Raw genomic sequence first — 15,565 nt, 5'->3', positions numbered from 1 at the left:
CTCTTTGGATGGCTTTTCGGATTCCGCCAGTGATTTTTATGAAAATATTTTTTGAGAAAACTCCGTAGTGATGCTTTCTGTCTGGTTGATTTGGGCAGCGCCCATGGCAGCCAATGCCATCGCGATTTGTTTGTCGAGTGTTTTTCTTACGATATTACCGTTGGTTGCCCGCAGTATTTTACAGAAATGATAAGTGAAGTAACCCCTTATCTGGCCACTCATATTTCCTTCCATGGAAACCTGATTGTCTTTGGATGCAGCCCATAATGTATGATTCATTCCGACAACAGGAACCAAAGCTTTGGTCATTGTTGTAGTCTTTTTTGAACTTTTGGAGGACTGTATTTCGCTGGCGTAGGTCATATAGAATTCATCTTCGAGCATAGGCGGAATAAAGCGGGGTGCTTCATAAGAAAGTTCTAAATCAAGTCCCAGATCCAATTTTCTTGTTCCTGTTCCGGAGTGACAGCAGTCAAAAATAACTTCCAGATTCACCCCTGCTTTCAGCTTGCTGAGTACAGCTTTGAAATCATCATCACGGATGACTCCTGCACTTGCATAATCATGTGGGCAAATGGCTTCGTCTAAACCATCTATTTCCAGATCTGCTCCAATGTTAGCCACTCTTGTTCCGTGTCCTGAATAATAGAAGACCAGGGAATCTCCTTTTACACTGCTGTTCACCAGTGTTTTAAGGTAATTTAATATATTGCTTCTTTTGGCATTCTGATTGGTGAGAATTTTAATATTTGCCGGAGCAAAACCACAAATGACGAGTGTGTTGGCCATGTCTCTGGCATCATTTACACAGCCGTTTAAGTCTGGTCCTCCTGATCCGATGGGGGCATAGTCATTGATTCCTACTACTAGTGCTTTTTTCATTTCGATTAGTTTTTAAATTTTCCCTACTCTGTTTCGGCTTTTCGGGTTCGGCCTTCATGGTTTAGTTTGACAGGACAAAATTCCATTATTAAAGACAGCCAAAACAGAGGTAAAAGACTAATTATGTGGTAGGTAAAACACCCTTTCTGATTTAAGAACTGGGGAATTTTTGAAAGATTTAATGGATCGTATGAAAACAAAAATCCGATAGATTGTAAAATCTACCGGATCAATGATTGAGTTATGAATGATTTCGGACGATGATGATTGAAGATCAGTACAAGTCATGTTTTAGTGCAAAAAGTACCAGGCCAACCCTGTTTTTTATTTCCAGTTTGGTGAAAACAGAGTCCCTGTAGCCATCAATCGTTTTCGGGCTCAGAAACATTTTATCGGCTATTTCCTTATAGGTAAGTTCGCTGCATGCCCACTTGATAAATTCTTTTTCCCTTTCTTTTAATTCAGAGAGCAGGGAAGCGGTTTTAATGTCTTCTGTTTTTACTTTTAACAGTTTCTGGGCGACAAAATCGGTATAAAAACTACCTTTTTCGAATACTGTGTCAATGGCCTGAAAAAGAATGGATGGCTGCATGTCTTTCAGAAGATAGCCTTTTGCTCCTGCCTTCAGCATTTTGATCAGCACTTTTTCGTCATCTTCCATGGTGAGGGCGATTACTTTAATATCGGGATGATGCTCAGTCAGCCATTCTGTAGTTTCTATGCCGTTTTTATAAGGCATATTGATGTCCATCAGGACTACTGCGGGTAATTCTGAAGCTTTTTCTATAGCGACTATAAAATCTTCTCCGTTGGGATGATTCATAATCACGCTGTACTGAGGGTTTTCCATGATCATATTTTCCAATGCTTTGGACATTAAAGTATGATCATCTACTATGGCTATGGGAATCGTTTTCATATCATGTATTTGTAATAGGTTATTGAGGTCTGCGTTCCTTTATTAAGTTCCGACTGTATAGAAAATTCGGCATGAATAAGTTTAGCTCTCAGTTCCATGTTTTTAAGTCCTGAACCGTCCTGTATTTTGGTGGTAATAAATCCTTTACCATTGTCTGAAATGTTGATCCGTAAAGTATTCTGATCATCTTCCAGCCTTATAGATACATTTTTGGCCCTGGAATGTTTTAAAATGTTATTAATGCTTTCCTGAATAATCCGGAAGAGAATTAATCCATGTTTGGGCGAGATATCAATATCCTGTTTTTGGGTAATGAATTCTATTTTTAACAATTTTAATTTCTGAATCCTTTTGACCTCTCTTTCTATAGATTCCGTCAGTCCGAAATGAATGATCTGCTCGGTGATCAGTGTTTTGGATAAATTTCTGATATCCTGAATACATTCGCCGAGCAGTTCACTGAGTTCGTTGAGTTCTTCTTTTTCTGCGTTTTTCAGCTTGGAAATAAGTTGATTCTGCCGCAATCGGACTACCGATAGTTTTTGCCCCACATCATCATGCAGCTCCTGTCCGATATAGTTCAGGGTCTGCTCCTTTATTTCCACCTGTGAAGTAGCCAGTTCTTTTTCAAAACGCATATCTTTTTCTTTCTGCTCAAGCAGAAGTGTTGTTTTCTTTTTGATAAAGACCACATAGATAAAGATCATTGTGAGAACAACAATAAGTAAAGTAATGGTAAAAGTAATAACTAAATTATTTTCTTCCATAATGCTAAGGTGCTTTATCTAAGTCTTTCCTGTTTGTTCCAAATTAATCCCAGCATGAGTATTCCATTACTGATAAGATTCAACATAAATAAGATGAAAAAATAGATAGACTGTGACACTGTCGTCCTGAAATACAGGATGGGAATACTCCCGATAAAAAGTATTAACAGAGAAACCGAGATCCAGAAAGGCAGATAATTGTTCAGCTCCAGTATTTTGTCAGAATTAAAAGTCTGATATAAAAATAAAATAATGGAAAACATGAGCAGAAGAATATCAACGTACAGCATATTAAAAGAAAAATGATGCAGCAAATCGTCCTCTATATAAAACATCACCAGAATATTGATAACGAACAGGATTAAAAGAACACACTGAATCTTTTTTAAAATCGGCCAGTAGAGTAATTGAAAATAATACAGCAGATACAGAAAAAAAGCAATCATTAAAAAGCCAATCACATAAAACGTTTCAGTAGACCGGTTGGTAGCGTTGAAATAGAAATAGCAAAAAATATCGATCAGTGAAAGCAGGATATATCCAACAATAAAGAACAAATTCTCTCGCCCTATTTTTTTGTATTTGACCGTCATTAGAGCCATTACCGTGACGGATACCACCATGGATATCTGTTTCCCGATTTCTATATTCCAGTTCATGGCTTTATCTTTTATGGGTTCTCTACGGTCGACACTTTTGGGGGAGGTGCCAGATTGGTCATATTCAGAACTTCCATTTCCGTTACATTTTTATTCTCATCGGTTGAGGTTACGGTTCTGGATATTGTGGTTGTGCTTTCGCTTTTTCGGTTTTGGGCAGTTGGGACTATAAATATTGTCTGATAGCCTGCATATTCTGGTTTTGCCATTTTACCTTTAGGATGATTCATCGGGTATTTTCCCATATAAATTCTGATTCCCGGGTTTTTCAGTTTCTGCTTTCTGGCTGTTTCTTTTACATAGTGAAGATATCCCTCCATGTCTTCTACAGAAAACCAGTACCAACGTGAATCAGGTTCTCCGTTTCTGTATTTTGTAAGAATTGCATTGTTGGTTCTTGAATATTCATCATAAAGTACCCGGCCTTCACGGTAGCTGATCAGTTTCTTTTTATAACTGTCACTTACAGGTTCTTTAGGGGGTTCAGAGCAGCGGGTGCAGCTTAACATGCAAAAACTTAAAATAAGTACCGCAAAGAGCGGTCTTAGATTTTTAAACAGGATAGTAGTTTTCATTTTTATGGTTTTTAATTTTATAAAACAAAATTAGATAACTGCTCAACTCTGCGAAAGGGGGAAAACACTGTTTTTACGTGTAATAAATTTACAACATTTGTTTTGACTTTCAGTAAGATATATGAACCGAACACAATGCTTATGCAATGCACCTTTAGAAAGGATATGATGGATATAGCGGTACAGTTTTGGAGAAGTTAAATAACTTTTCGTTGCTTTTTTGAGTAATACATGACCGTTTAATTCACAAAAAATTCAGGTATTTTTAATAGTCTACTAATTTAGTGGACTTATATGATTTATCTCATGTGACCATATGATTGGATTCGTGAATAATTAAATACTTTTGACACAGTTAAAAAAAGTTAAAATTTATTCTCATGAATAAAAATTCATTCAATTCTTACTTATGCATCCCTATGGCTGCTATCCCTGCCCAGAAAATCTGTTGCGCAGAGGGCTGCCTTTCACAACACGATCTTATGGTTCGCAACCTGTGTTTTGACTTTCCGATGTGCAAAATGATGATGCATGCATAAACTTCTGACAACAAAAAAATTACTGTAGGAATTAAATTAAAATAAGTTCAAATTCTTTTTAAGGCAGATAGCCATCCTGACTGTTTCGAAATTTTCTGTCTGATAATCTCCCTGACAAGGGAGGAGGGGATTTTTATGTCTTAACTGGAGGAATCACGGTAATACACAATTCAATTTTAAAACAAAAATTAGTATAATGAGGAGAAAACAATGTAAAATTGGTGCATTGGCCATGATTTTATTTGCAGAATTTGGCTTTGCACAGAAAAAGGACAGTCTTTCCAAAGAGCATTCCATACAGGAAGTGGTGGTTGTAGCTTTTGGGAAGCAGAAAAAAGAAGAAATAACAGGATCTGTACAGTCTCTGAAAACAAAAGACCTGGCCAATCTTCAAAATGGAAATATACTTCAGGGGATTGGAGGTAAGGTTGCCGGAGTACAGGTAATATCTTCCGGGCAGCCCGGCTCACAGCCCACGATAAGAATGAGAGGGATAGGCTCCATCAATGCATCAAGCGACCCGCTGATCGTATTGGACGGCATTCCTTATAACGGAAACCTTAACAGCATTCCCGGAACGGATATCGAAAGTATTTCTTTTCTGGAGGATGCTTCTTCCAATGCTTTGTATGGTTCAAGAGGAGCTAACGGGGTTATTATCGTAAATACCAAAAGAGGTAAATCTAAAGGTCTGCATATAGAGGCAGATGTGAAAACAGGAGTTAACTTCAGATCTATTCAGGATTATTCGGTGTATTCTTCGCCACAGGATTATTATACAGCATATTATAACCGTGCAAGAATTGGTGAAGTGGCAAGATTAAAACAGCCGGGAGCAGTATCTTCCGGAACGAGCCCTCACGATGTCGGAATTACAGCCCTGAATAAGTTGGGATATAATGCTTACAGCGTACCTTTTGCCAAAATGATCGGGCAGGATGGAGTATTTAATCCGGAAGCTAAACTTTTGTATCAAGATAACTGGAAAAAGCTGCTTTTTAAACCCGGATTTAGAAGAGAAGCCAGTGTTGGAATCACAGCTAACAGTGATCAGGTAAAATCGTATACATCATTGAATTATCTTGATGATGAGGGGTATCTTATAGCCTCAGGATTTGAAAGATTTGGAATAAGATCAAATCTGGATTATGCGATTACTCCAAAATTGAAACTAACCAGCAGTGTGTCCTACACCTACAGCAAGCAGGATTTTGGAGAATCGGGCGGATTTTCAAATCCTTTTCAGTTTGCCAGAAATATAGCACCTTTTTATCCTGTTTTTCTGAGGGATGATAATTTCCAGCTTCTTTATGATACTACAGGACAGATATTGTACGATTATGGTGATGGACAGGGGCCAAACGGAGCCACAAGATCTTATGCTGTTTTCGAAAATCCGGTTGGTAATCTTCAATATGATAAATCTCAGACCGTCAATAATATAACGAATATAAACCTGGGTTTGAACTATGAAATCATAAAGGGCCTGGACTTCACCTATAATTTCGGAGGCTATCTGGAAAATACAAAAAATCTCCAGTTCGGAAATACTTTGGGAGGTACTTCTTCGTCTGTTGGAGGGAATCTTAATATGGGGTCCATTTTTAAATATACTTTAAACCATCAGCAATTGCTGACTTATCAAAAGAAATTGGGTAACCACAGCTTCAATATTCTGGCCGGACATGAACTGAACAAGATAAAAAACGATGGTTTTTCCGGCTCCAAGCAGCAGCTTTTACTCCCCAATTCTTTATCATTTGATAATGCGGTGAGAATAACAGATCTGTCAGGAAATGGCTATGAATATGCTGTAGAAGGGTATTTCACAAGGTTGCTCTATAACTACGACGGTAAATATTTCTTTAATGCCAATATCCGGAGAGATGGCTCCTCTGTATTTTCTCCGGAGAGTAGATGGGGGAATTTTTATGGTTTAGGAGTGGCCTGGAATGTAGCTAAGGAAGACTTCCTTAAAGACAACACGGTCATTAATTCCTTGAGGTTAAAAGCTTCTTACGGTCAGCAGGGAAATGACAATATTCTGTTGGATGGCTCTACAAGAGACTATTATGCGTATCAGGATATCTATGGAATCAACAATTTTGGAGATGACAAACCAGTTCTCTCTCTAAAAAAACAGGGAAATAAAGACCTGAAATGGGAAACTTCCAAAAACCTGAATGCAGGTTTCGAAATTGCACTTTTCCAAAACAGAATCAACCTGAATGCAGATTACTTTGAAAGAAAAGTATCAGATATGATCTATGCACTGCCATTACCTCCATCCAACGCCGGTTCGTTTGTAAAATATGGGAATATCGGAGATATGATCAATAAAGGAGTTCAGGCTAATCTGAATGTAGAGATTCTCCGTGCAGACCAGTTCAAGTGGAATGTGTATGGAAATGCAACCCATTATAAAAACGAAATTACCAGGCTGCCTGCCGAGCAAAGAAGTACAGGTCTTGTGAGTGGTTTGTTTATTCTGTCCGAGGGAGGCGACCGATATACCTACTATCTGAAAAAATTTGCAGGAGTAAATCCTGAAAACGGAGATGCACAATGGTACAGAACCGCGGTCAATCCAGATACGCAAAAGGAGGAAACCACTATTACAGCTAATTATAAGGAAGCAACGGATTACAATACCGGAAAATCAGCGATTCCGAAGGTATATGGTGGGTTCGGGACAGATTTCACGTATAAAGGGATCAGCCTTGCGGTGAACTTTGCCTACCAGTTTGGAGGATATGGGTATGATGATATCTACAGATCTTTATTCCATTCAGATACCTATGCTTCCAATTATTCAACTGATTTAAGTAAAACCTGGACACCGGAAAACCCAAATGCAGAATTGCCAAGGGTAGATCTTACCTCCACCAATCAGAATGGACATTCTACGCTTTATCTGATCAAGTCAGATTATATAAGCCTTCAGGATGTTACCCTGTCTTATCAGCTGCCGGATGGTTTTGCCCAGCAGGCCGGATTATCAGGGCTGAAAGTGTATGTCACAGGAAACAATCTTTACTTATGGTCCAAGAGAAAAGGATATGATCCCCGAGCTTCATTAACGGGGGTGTCTGATCCGTACAAATACTCGCTGTTATCCAGTGTTTCTCTAGGATTTAAATTCAACTTTTAAAAAGAACAGATGAAAACAATAAAATATTTTATAGCTGCTTTATCAATAAGTATGATTGCCGGCAGTTGTGCCAATGATTTAAATACCCTGCCGGAAGGAGATATATCCGGAGACCAACTGGCTAACGACCAGTCAAAACCTGAAAAAATTCTAGGTGGAATTTACCTTGATCTGCGCAGCAATGGTGCCGGAGGTTCAACGGCACACTCAGATTTTGGGATCATGGCCATAAAAGGAGGATCCGATCTGATGTCCAATGATGTGATACAGGCCACCAATCAGCATTTGGGTATGTTTTACAACTATGAAGCAACCAATGCCAGTAATTCGGCAGCAGAATTTGTATGGACAACTTTTTATGCCAGGATATTTGTGATCAACAAGCTTCTTGATGATTTAAAAAATGATACAAAAACAAATAACACAGCCATCAAAGGGCAGTTACTTGCTTTGAGAGCGTATTCCTATTTTTATTTGGTTCGTTTTTATGCCAAAAGCTACAAGGACAATAAAACGGCTCCGGGATTGCCATTAGTGCTTACAACCAGTAATCAGAGCCTGGGGCTTTCGAGATCATCGGTATCAGATGTTTATCAGCAGATTACCAAAGATATAGAAGAATCAATAGTCCTTCTGGATAGCTATGCACGACCATCGAGAGCGCAGATTGATCAACGAACAGCTAAGGCAATCGCTGCTGAAATATACCTTGAAACAGGTGATTACGATAAAGCTGGAAAGTATGCCAATGAAGGGAAGCAGGGAATTGCATTGATGACTGAGAATGACTATACCACAACCGGATTTTCCAATATCAATAATCCGGAAGTGTTATGGGGCTTCCACAACACAGTATCAACGATGAGTATCGGGAACTATTATGCTTCATTCTTCTCTATGTTTGATAATACAAACGAAGGATATGCAGGGGCGGCCAAAATCTATAAGCTGATTGATAAACGTCTGTATGAATCAATAGCAGATACTGATTACAGAAAAAAAGTGTTCAACGGAAGTCAGCCTGCTGCTTATACCTTTAACGGAAAGAAGAAAAACTATCCTGCTTACGTGAACTGGAAATTTAAAGATCCGACTCTTTTTGACGGAGATTACATCTACATCAGAGCTTCCTCATTGTACTATATAGAAGCGGAAGCACTTGCGAGACAGGGAAGAGAAGCTGAAGCCAGACAGGTTTTATATGAAATTACTTCCAAAAGAAACAGTGCTTATACTTTATCCGCCAAAACAGGAAATGAGCTGATCAGTGAAATTATCCTTCAGAAAAGAATTGAGCTCTGGGGTGAAGGCTATGCGTGGTTTGATATGAAGAGATTGGGAACTCCTCTGGAAAGAATATATCCGGGAACCAATCATACTTTCGGAAGGCTGAATCTTACGACGGATAAGTTCATCTTTCAAATCCCAAACAAGGAGATCAATAACAATCCGCAGATCATACAGAATTAATAGAATTATACCTAGATCAATTTAGATTGGATTGATCAATATAAAACCGGAGTTGCCTGTCTGCTCCGGTTTTTAATTTTTAAGCAAGCTTGTTTTGCTTTTTTCTGAATTCTGTGAGGCTGACGCCCTTATGTTTTTTGAAGAACTTATTAAGGTGGCTTTCGTCGGCAAATCCAAATTCATCCACAATCTCATTCACACGGATGTCGCTGAATATCAGCCTGTGTTCTATCAGTTTTAACCGATGCTGCATGATGAAACGGCTTATCGTTTCTCCTGTTTGATTTTTAAAATAATGACTCAGATAATTTTTAGATAAGCCAAATTTTTCGCTGATGATTTCAGCCTTTATTTTTTGCGGGAAGTGAATATGTTCCTGCACATAGGAGATGATTTTTTGAATACGGACTTCTGAGTTTTGGGTAAGGAGAACATGTTGATTGGTGATAATGCTTCTTGTGGTGATAAAAATCAGTGCATTTAGGAAATGCATAACGATGGGTTCGTTGTGATTATAAGTGCCGTTTTTTAGCTCCGATACAATAAGGCTGCATATGTTTTTCACCATCAGTTTATCATCTTCATTTTGAAGAATACATCCCTGAAGATCCGGGGCATAATGAATCAGAGAATTAATATTTTCTGGCGTTTTAGTGGTATTGAGATAATTTCGGTTAAATTTTATCAGAAGAAATTCTGATGGCTTCGGAACATCAAGTGTATGATGGTCATTGGGAACAAATAAAAGCAGATTTCCCGGCCTATAGGTGGTTTTATGATCGTTGATGATTGCAAATCCTTCTCCTGAAATCACATATAAGATCTGGAAAAAAGTATAGTTTGATTTAGTAAGCGGGCACTCCTCCACCAGTTTATATTCAACTTCTATAGGTTTGTAGAGATTCTTTTTGACCATACCATAAAAGTACAAAATTATATCAAAATTGTACTGATTTTTAAGGCGTAACCGTTCTAATTTTGATATATTAAAAAAATAATGATGATCAACAGATTAAATATGACAAAATCTATTCTTATAGTATCTTTTGCTTTGAGCTTCACGGGTCTTTTTTCGCAAGAGCAAAGCCCTAAAATCAAAAGCGCAGAAACAGGAAAGTTTCTGGAACATTTTAATCAGGCAGTAGTTAAAAAAGATTCCTCTTTAAACAGCCTGATCAATGATGATGAACCTTTGGAAATGGTAGCTTCGGGATTTGGTTTTACCGAAGGGGTTACCTGGATTGATGCGTCAGCAGGAAGTTATCTTCTCTTTAGTGATATGGCGGCCAATGTTATTTATAAGAGAGATAAAAATGGGGTTGTTTCCACATATATGAAAAATACAGGTTATCCTTTTCAGGATCTATGGAGGGTAGGAATGCGCTTTAATAACAGTAAACCTAAAGAAGACCCTGCTTATGAAGAATTTAATTTAATAGGTTCAGACGGCATGACATTAGATAAACAGGGAAGACTGCTCATTGCCACATGGACAGGTCGTTCCATAGAGAGAATTGAAAAAGACGGCAAGAAAACAATTTTGGCAGACCGGTACCAAGGGAAAAGATTGGGAGGGCCGAATGATTTGGTTATAGATAAAAAAGGAGGGATTTACTTTTCGGATACCTTTGGAAGCATGATCAATCCGGACAATAACCCGGACAATGAATTGAAAGAACAAGGGATTTACTATCTAAAAGAAAATGGAGAGGTGATCAGAGTGATTGATGATATTCCATCCACCAACGGCGTCGCCATTTCTCCGGATGGAAAGTATCTATATGCCAATGGATCTTCAGACCTCTTTATCAGAAGGTATGAAATACAGTCTGATGGGACGGTGAAAAATGGTAAGTTATTAATTGATTTAAGTAAAGAAAAAGGGTTAGGCATCACAGATGGAATGAAAGTGGACCGTAAAGGAAATATCTGGACTACCGGACCTGGTGGAATATGGATTTTATCACCTGAAGGGAAAGTTCTGGGATCGATTGCCGTTCCTGAGCCCTGTACCAATTTGGTTTTTGGAGATGATGATAAAGGTACACTGTATATTTCTACACCGGGAAGTATTTTCAGAATCAAAACTAAGGCAAGAGCTTTATGATTAATATACAATCTTGATCAATAGGAGTCGTTGAGAGGAAACTACTGTCATTAAAACTGTTTTTAATTAAATAAAGGCCCGGAAATTTCCGGGCCTTACTAACAAGATTAAGTGTAAAATTCAGCCGGTTAAGGCAAAAGGATAATTCAAATGTTTTCAGATTTCTATTGAACTTAATCTATATTTAGGGGGATTGATAATAAAGGGATCTTATTTTCTGACGCCATTCTGGTTGTTTTGCTTTGGTGAAATAAACTTTCTAAAAAGCTGTATTGGTAAGGAATCATCATCAGGATATCAGGGTTGGTCAGCATAATCTCCTCTTCTATAGCCTTGATAACCTCAATAGATTCAATCATCTTAAAACTGTATTTAATATCCTCCATATCATATCCGGAATTGAGATCAATGTCATTCATGACCTGTGTAAAATCTTCCAGTCTGTCATTGACATTAAAAATTTCGATCTCCGCATGAAACCTGTTGATGAAACTGTAAATATCATCCATCGCAGACCAGGTCATATTTTTGTGGATGTCGTAAGCAAATAGTATTTTCTTAATTCCCATATACGGTATGTGTGCAGGAACAATCAATAAAGGCTTTTTAATTTTGTGAATAGCTCTTGTAGCAATATCTCCCAACAGTTTTTGTTCAAATGTCTTTTCCTTCATACCCATTATCACAAGGTCTCCGCTATGGTCACGAATACAGTTTTCAAGTTCTTCAAAAAAGCTTCCTGACGCTAAATAGTACCCGGACTCAATGCTATACTGAGAATAAAGTTCTGCAGCCTTAGCAATCATTTTATTCTGATTTTTAACAGTCTGTTCGTAAAAGTAATCAGCTGAAACCTGTGCATTCAATGCATGAACTGAGATCTGCTGGAGATAAAAAAGTATGAGTCTGTATTTGTTTTCCTGAGCAAGTGAGGCGGCATACTGTACAGCGTTTTCTGCCTCACTTGAAAAATCGGTACATACAATTATTGTTTTCATCCTTTCAAATTCAATACGGCAAAATTATAAAGACTAGGTCCTCTTCTTTATAAAAAAAAGGGTGATCTGACTGAATGGGGTGATGAAATGTCTTTTTTGGATGATGAAACGATGAGGTGCATTCTAAGCCGCTTATTTTACGTTTCACCAGCTGTTTTCGCGGGCTCGTCCAAAACAGGAAGATGTATTACCGAATCAATTTTTATATTTACACTTACAAAGTCCCGAATATGAACAGGATTGCTAAGTTCAAAAAAAAGATAACCCGAAACAGGAAGATTATTTCCACCGCAAAAAGAAGACTGGTGATCTGGCTTGTGGCGATCATTACCTTCTATATTTTTTCCTATCTGATTGATCCCTTTGATCCTGCTTGGATGGATTATCTCAACGGACCCTGGCAGCTTATGGCAGAAGACCTGTTGTGGGTATGTCTTTTCTCGATACTTTTATCAGAAGTCAGCATCTTTATAGACCGAACGCTTAATAAACTCCTTCCATGGAGCAACAGAACCGTCAAAAGACTGCTCATACAGTGTGTACTTCAGATTGTAGGAAGTGTACTCATCATTATTGTAGTCAATTTTATTATCGAAAGTACCACCGAAAACCTGTCCAAACTCGATTACCGCAAAGAATTTACACTGTTAGGGCAATGGGTTGCCACCAATATTATTATATCACTTATTATCAGCGCCTTCAATACAGTAGATTATCTTCTGGAAAACTGGAAAAAAACAGCAGAAGAAGCCGCTCAGCATAAACTAAGGGCTTCAAAACATAAGCAGGCCGCCATGGCCGCAGAGCTTCAGGCTCTTAAACTGCAGATCGATCCACATTTTATCTTCAATAATCTAAGTGTGCTTTCTGAACTGATCCTCGAAGATCAGCAGTTGGGTTATGAATATTCCGAAAAATTTGCCAGGGTATACCGCTATCTTCTTGTCAATTCCCGAAAAGACCTCATCGCAATAGAAGAGGAACTTAAATTTTTGGAATCCTACATCTTCCTGATAGAGAAAAGGATTGGCGGAGGGGTCGTGTTTAAAATTAATATCAGTGAAGAACACCGTAAAATGTATACGGTACCGCTTTCACTTCAGCTGTTGGTTGAAAATGCAATTAAACATAACCAAACGTCAAAATCAAATCCGCTGGAAATAGAAGTCTATACCCTTCCGGCCGGTGAGCTGGTGGTTGCCAATACATTTCTGCCATTGATCAACAAACCGGATTCTTCAGGAGTGGGGCTCAGAAATATTAAAGCAAGATATGAGATCTTAGGCTATGGAAAGCCCGAAATAGAAAAGACAGAACACAAATTCATTGTAAAACTTCCATTGATATGAAGATAAATAAGATTTTAATCATCGAAGATGAAAAATTGAATGCAGACAGACTCAAAAGGCTTCTTTTAAAACTGAGGCCTCACGTGGAAATAGTGTCCGTAGAAGACTCCATTACCTCAACAGTGGAATGGCTTAATCACCATCCGGCTCCTGATATGATCATGATGGATGTCCGTTTGGCAGACGGTCTCAGCTTTGAGATCTTTAATAAATTTGATATCCGAAGCCCCGTGATATTCACAACGGCTTATGATGAGTATGCTGTACAGGCCTTTAAATATAACAGCATAGATTACCTGCTGAAACCTGTAGAAGAAGATGAGCTTGAAACCGCATTGAGGCGCTACGAAACCTTTATAGAAACCGTCCCCTTTGTAGGAACTGCCATTGAAGGACTGCTGAATTATATCCAGCCTAAAGATTACAGGAAGCGTTTTCTTCTTGCTCATCGTGACGGATATAAAACAGTCCTTGCCGAAGATATTTTATACTTTTATACAGAACTCGGAATGAGTAAGGCAGTACTCAATACAGGGACCATAGAAAATGTTCCGCAAACCCTTGAAGAATTGGAAAGACAGCTCGATCCAAAATTCTTTTTCCGCGCAAACAGGCAGTTCATTATCCATATAGATTCTGTAAAACAGGTCCTGAATCATTTCAATGGAAAGCTGAAACTGGAACTCAGAAAACAACAGCCGGATATGGAAGTTATCGTCAGCAGGGAAAAAGCCTCCATTTTCAAATCGTGGATGGATTATTAAAAGCTGTAGTAAACCTTAAGCTTCCGTTCAATCTGAAAAAAATCATATCGTTGCATATCATAAGATCCCCTCATGAATATTTATCATGAGGGATTTTATGATACTTAAATAGGTGGCTTTACTCATGAAAAAGCAGCAAATCCTTTCATTTTCCTTAGTCTACGTTTCATCAGCTATTAATTACGTTTCACTGGATTTCTTCATCCGTATCCTTATTCTGTGAGCTTATTTTGCAAGTGTAAAATTTAAAAATCCATCATTATGAATTATAGAAAAGGATATTGGATGCTGTCATTGACTGCTGTCGTGCTCAGCTCGTGCGGCTCAGGAAACGGTCAGGAAAATGTCCAGCAGATGGCGGCGGTGCCTACAGATTTCATTCAGCTGAAATCCGGTGATGCGGATGTTTCTTCAGGATATCCGGGAAGTATGGAAGGACAGGACAATGTAGATATTAAAGCTCAGGTTACAGGATATCTGGAAGCTGTTTATGTAAAAGAAGGGCAGTATGTGAATAAAGGGCAAACCCTGTTCAGAATCAACCCCTCTGTATACAACGAACAGGTTAACAGTAATGAAGCAGCCTTAAAAGCAGCCGTTGCGGCTCAGGAAACAGCAAGACTGGAAGTCGAAAAACTGAAACCTCTGGTAGAAGGAAAAGTAGTTTCCGATATGCAGCTTAAAACAGCGCAGGCCAATTATAATGCTGCTGCAGCGCAGGCAGGTCAGGCCAGATCTTCATTAGGCTCATCAAAAATCAATGCCAATTTTACGTACATCAAAGCACCCGTAAGTGGTTATATCGGAAGAATACCCAACAGAGTAGGAAACCTCATCAGTCCTTCTGATGCATCACCACTGACAACGCTTTCCAATATCAACATGGTCAATGTCTATTTTTCAATGAACGAAGCTGATTTTATTGCTTACAGCAGAAAGGCCGCATCAGGAGAAAATACAGGCAACGTAGAACTGATTCTGGCGGATGGATCAAAATATTCCTACCACGGAAAAGTTGAAACGGCCAGTGGGAATTTTGATAAAAATACAGGAAGTATTCCAATGAAAGCTGTATTTCAAAATCCGGATAAATTATTGAGGGCTGGAGGAACAGCAAGAGTTTTACTGCATCAGTCACTGGATGGGATTGTAAAACTTCCTAAAACAGCGGTAAAAGATATTCAGGACAAGTTTTTCGTCTATAAACTGGAAGGAAAGGATAAAGTAAAAATGTCCCCGATTGAAATTTCAGGAAGCACCTCACAGGATTATTTTGTAAAAACAGGAGTGAAAGCCGGGGACAAAATTGCCGTAAACAGGATCGATGTTCTTACCGATGGAGCATTGGTATCCGCAGATGTGAAATAAATAGATAAACATTCATT

At 38.5% G+C, this 15,565-nt stretch carries 13 protein-coding genes; 6 read left to right on the top strand and 7 right to left on the bottom strand.

All coding sequences use genetic code 11. The features are described from left to right. Window positions 1-36 precede the first annotated feature (36 nt). The 5 genes from IW16_RS02950 to IW16_RS02930 form a co-directional block, all read right to left on the bottom strand. On the bottom strand, window positions 37-882 hold the full coding sequence (locus IW16_RS02950) for a caspase family protein (protein WP_034739521.1): 846 nt from the start codon (window positions 880-882) through the stop codon (window positions 37-39). A 274-nt stretch (window positions 883-1,156) separates the two neighbouring features. Continuing rightward, a complete protein-coding gene (locus IW16_RS02945) occupies window positions 1,157-1,801 on the bottom strand; it encodes a response regulator transcription factor (protein WP_034739518.1) in 645 nt (214 codons plus the stop codon). Continuing rightward, window positions 1,798-2,568 (bottom strand): sensor histidine kinase, encoded by a 771-nt coding sequence (locus tag IW16_RS02940; RefSeq protein ID WP_034739516.1) that lies wholly within the window; start codon window positions 2,566-2,568, stop codon window positions 1,798-1,800. Before IW16_RS02940 ends, IW16_RS02945 begins: the two co-directional genes overlap by 4 nt. A gap of 14 nt (window positions 2,569-2,582) precedes the next feature. Then, window positions 2,583-3,227, bottom strand: a complete 645-nt coding sequence (locus IW16_RS02935; RefSeq protein WP_034739513.1) for a hypothetical protein — start codon at window positions 3,225-3,227, stop codon at window positions 2,583-2,585. Window positions 3,228-3,238: 11 nt separating this feature from the next. After that, entirely contained in the window at window positions 3,239-3,802 is a 564-nt protein-coding gene (locus IW16_RS02930; RefSeq protein WP_131327830.1) for a hypothetical protein, read from the bottom strand. Window positions 3,803-4,537: 735 nt separating this feature from the next. Between IW16_RS02930 and IW16_RS02925 the strand changes: the two genes are divergently transcribed. Beyond that, window positions 4,538-7,492 (top strand): SusC/RagA family TonB-linked outer membrane protein, encoded by a 2,955-nt coding sequence (locus IW16_RS02925; protein ID WP_034739511.1) that lies wholly within the window; start codon window positions 4,538-4,540, stop codon window positions 7,490-7,492. A gap of 9 nt (window positions 7,493-7,501) precedes the next feature. Continuing rightward, window positions 7,502-8,962: a RagB/SusD family nutrient uptake outer membrane protein gene (locus IW16_RS02920; protein WP_034739510.1), complete on the top strand. Its 1,461-nt coding sequence runs from the start codon at window positions 7,502-7,504 to the stop codon at window positions 8,960-8,962. Between the two features lie 79 nt (window positions 8,963-9,041). Here the strand turns inward: IW16_RS02920 and IW16_RS02915 are convergent, their stop codons facing one another. Beyond that, window positions 9,042-9,878: a helix-turn-helix domain-containing protein gene (locus IW16_RS02915; protein WP_034739509.1), complete on the bottom strand. Its 837-nt coding sequence runs from the start codon at window positions 9,876-9,878 to the stop codon at window positions 9,042-9,044. A gap of 102 nt (window positions 9,879-9,980) precedes the next feature. Here IW16_RS02915 and IW16_RS02910 point away from each other — a divergent pair, with 102 nt between their 5' ends. Further along, a complete protein-coding gene (locus IW16_RS02910) occupies window positions 9,981-11,069 on the top strand; it encodes an SMP-30/gluconolactonase/LRE family protein (protein WP_165571948.1) in 1,089 nt (362 codons plus the stop codon). A 173-nt stretch (window positions 11,070-11,242) separates the two neighbouring features. On the opposite strand, the gene IW16_RS02905 is transcribed toward IW16_RS02910, so the two are convergent. Then, a complete protein-coding gene (locus IW16_RS02905; RefSeq protein WP_034739507.1) occupies window positions 11,243-12,067 on the bottom strand; it encodes a universal stress protein in 825 nt (274 codons plus the stop codon). Window positions 12,068-12,297: 230 nt separating this feature from the next. On the opposite strand from IW16_RS02905, the gene IW16_RS02900 reads away from it, so the two are divergent. The 3 genes from IW16_RS02900 (at window position 12,298) to IW16_RS02890 (ending at window position 15,548) form a co-directional block, all read left to right on the top strand. Further along, window positions 12,298-13,416 (top strand): sensor histidine kinase, encoded by a 1,119-nt coding sequence (locus tag IW16_RS02900; protein WP_034739506.1) that lies wholly within the window; start codon window positions 12,298-12,300, stop codon window positions 13,414-13,416. Further along, the gene (locus tag IW16_RS02895; RefSeq protein WP_034739505.1) at window positions 13,413-14,180 is read left to right on the top strand and encodes a LytR/AlgR family response regulator transcription factor; all 768 of its coding nucleotides are present in this window, start codon (window positions 13,413-13,415) and stop codon (window positions 14,178-14,180) included. Before IW16_RS02900 ends, IW16_RS02895 begins: the two co-directional genes overlap by 4 nt. Before the next feature lie 261 nt (window positions 14,181-14,441). Continuing rightward, window positions 14,442-15,548 carry an efflux RND transporter periplasmic adaptor subunit gene (locus IW16_RS02890; protein WP_034739503.1) on the top strand — a complete coding sequence of 369 codons (1,107 nt, stop codon included), beginning with the start codon at window positions 14,442-14,444 and terminating at the stop codon, window positions 15,546-15,548. Window positions 15,549-15,565 lie beyond the last annotated feature (17 nt).

This window comes from Chryseobacterium vrystaatense, assembly GCF_000737765.1.
Classification (GTDB): Bacteria; Bacteroidota; Bacteroidia; order Flavobacteriales; family Weeksellaceae; genus Chryseobacterium; species Chryseobacterium vrystaatense.
The sequence above is the reverse complement of the archived record's forward strand: the minus strand, read 5'-3'. Positions and strand labels throughout refer to the sequence as shown.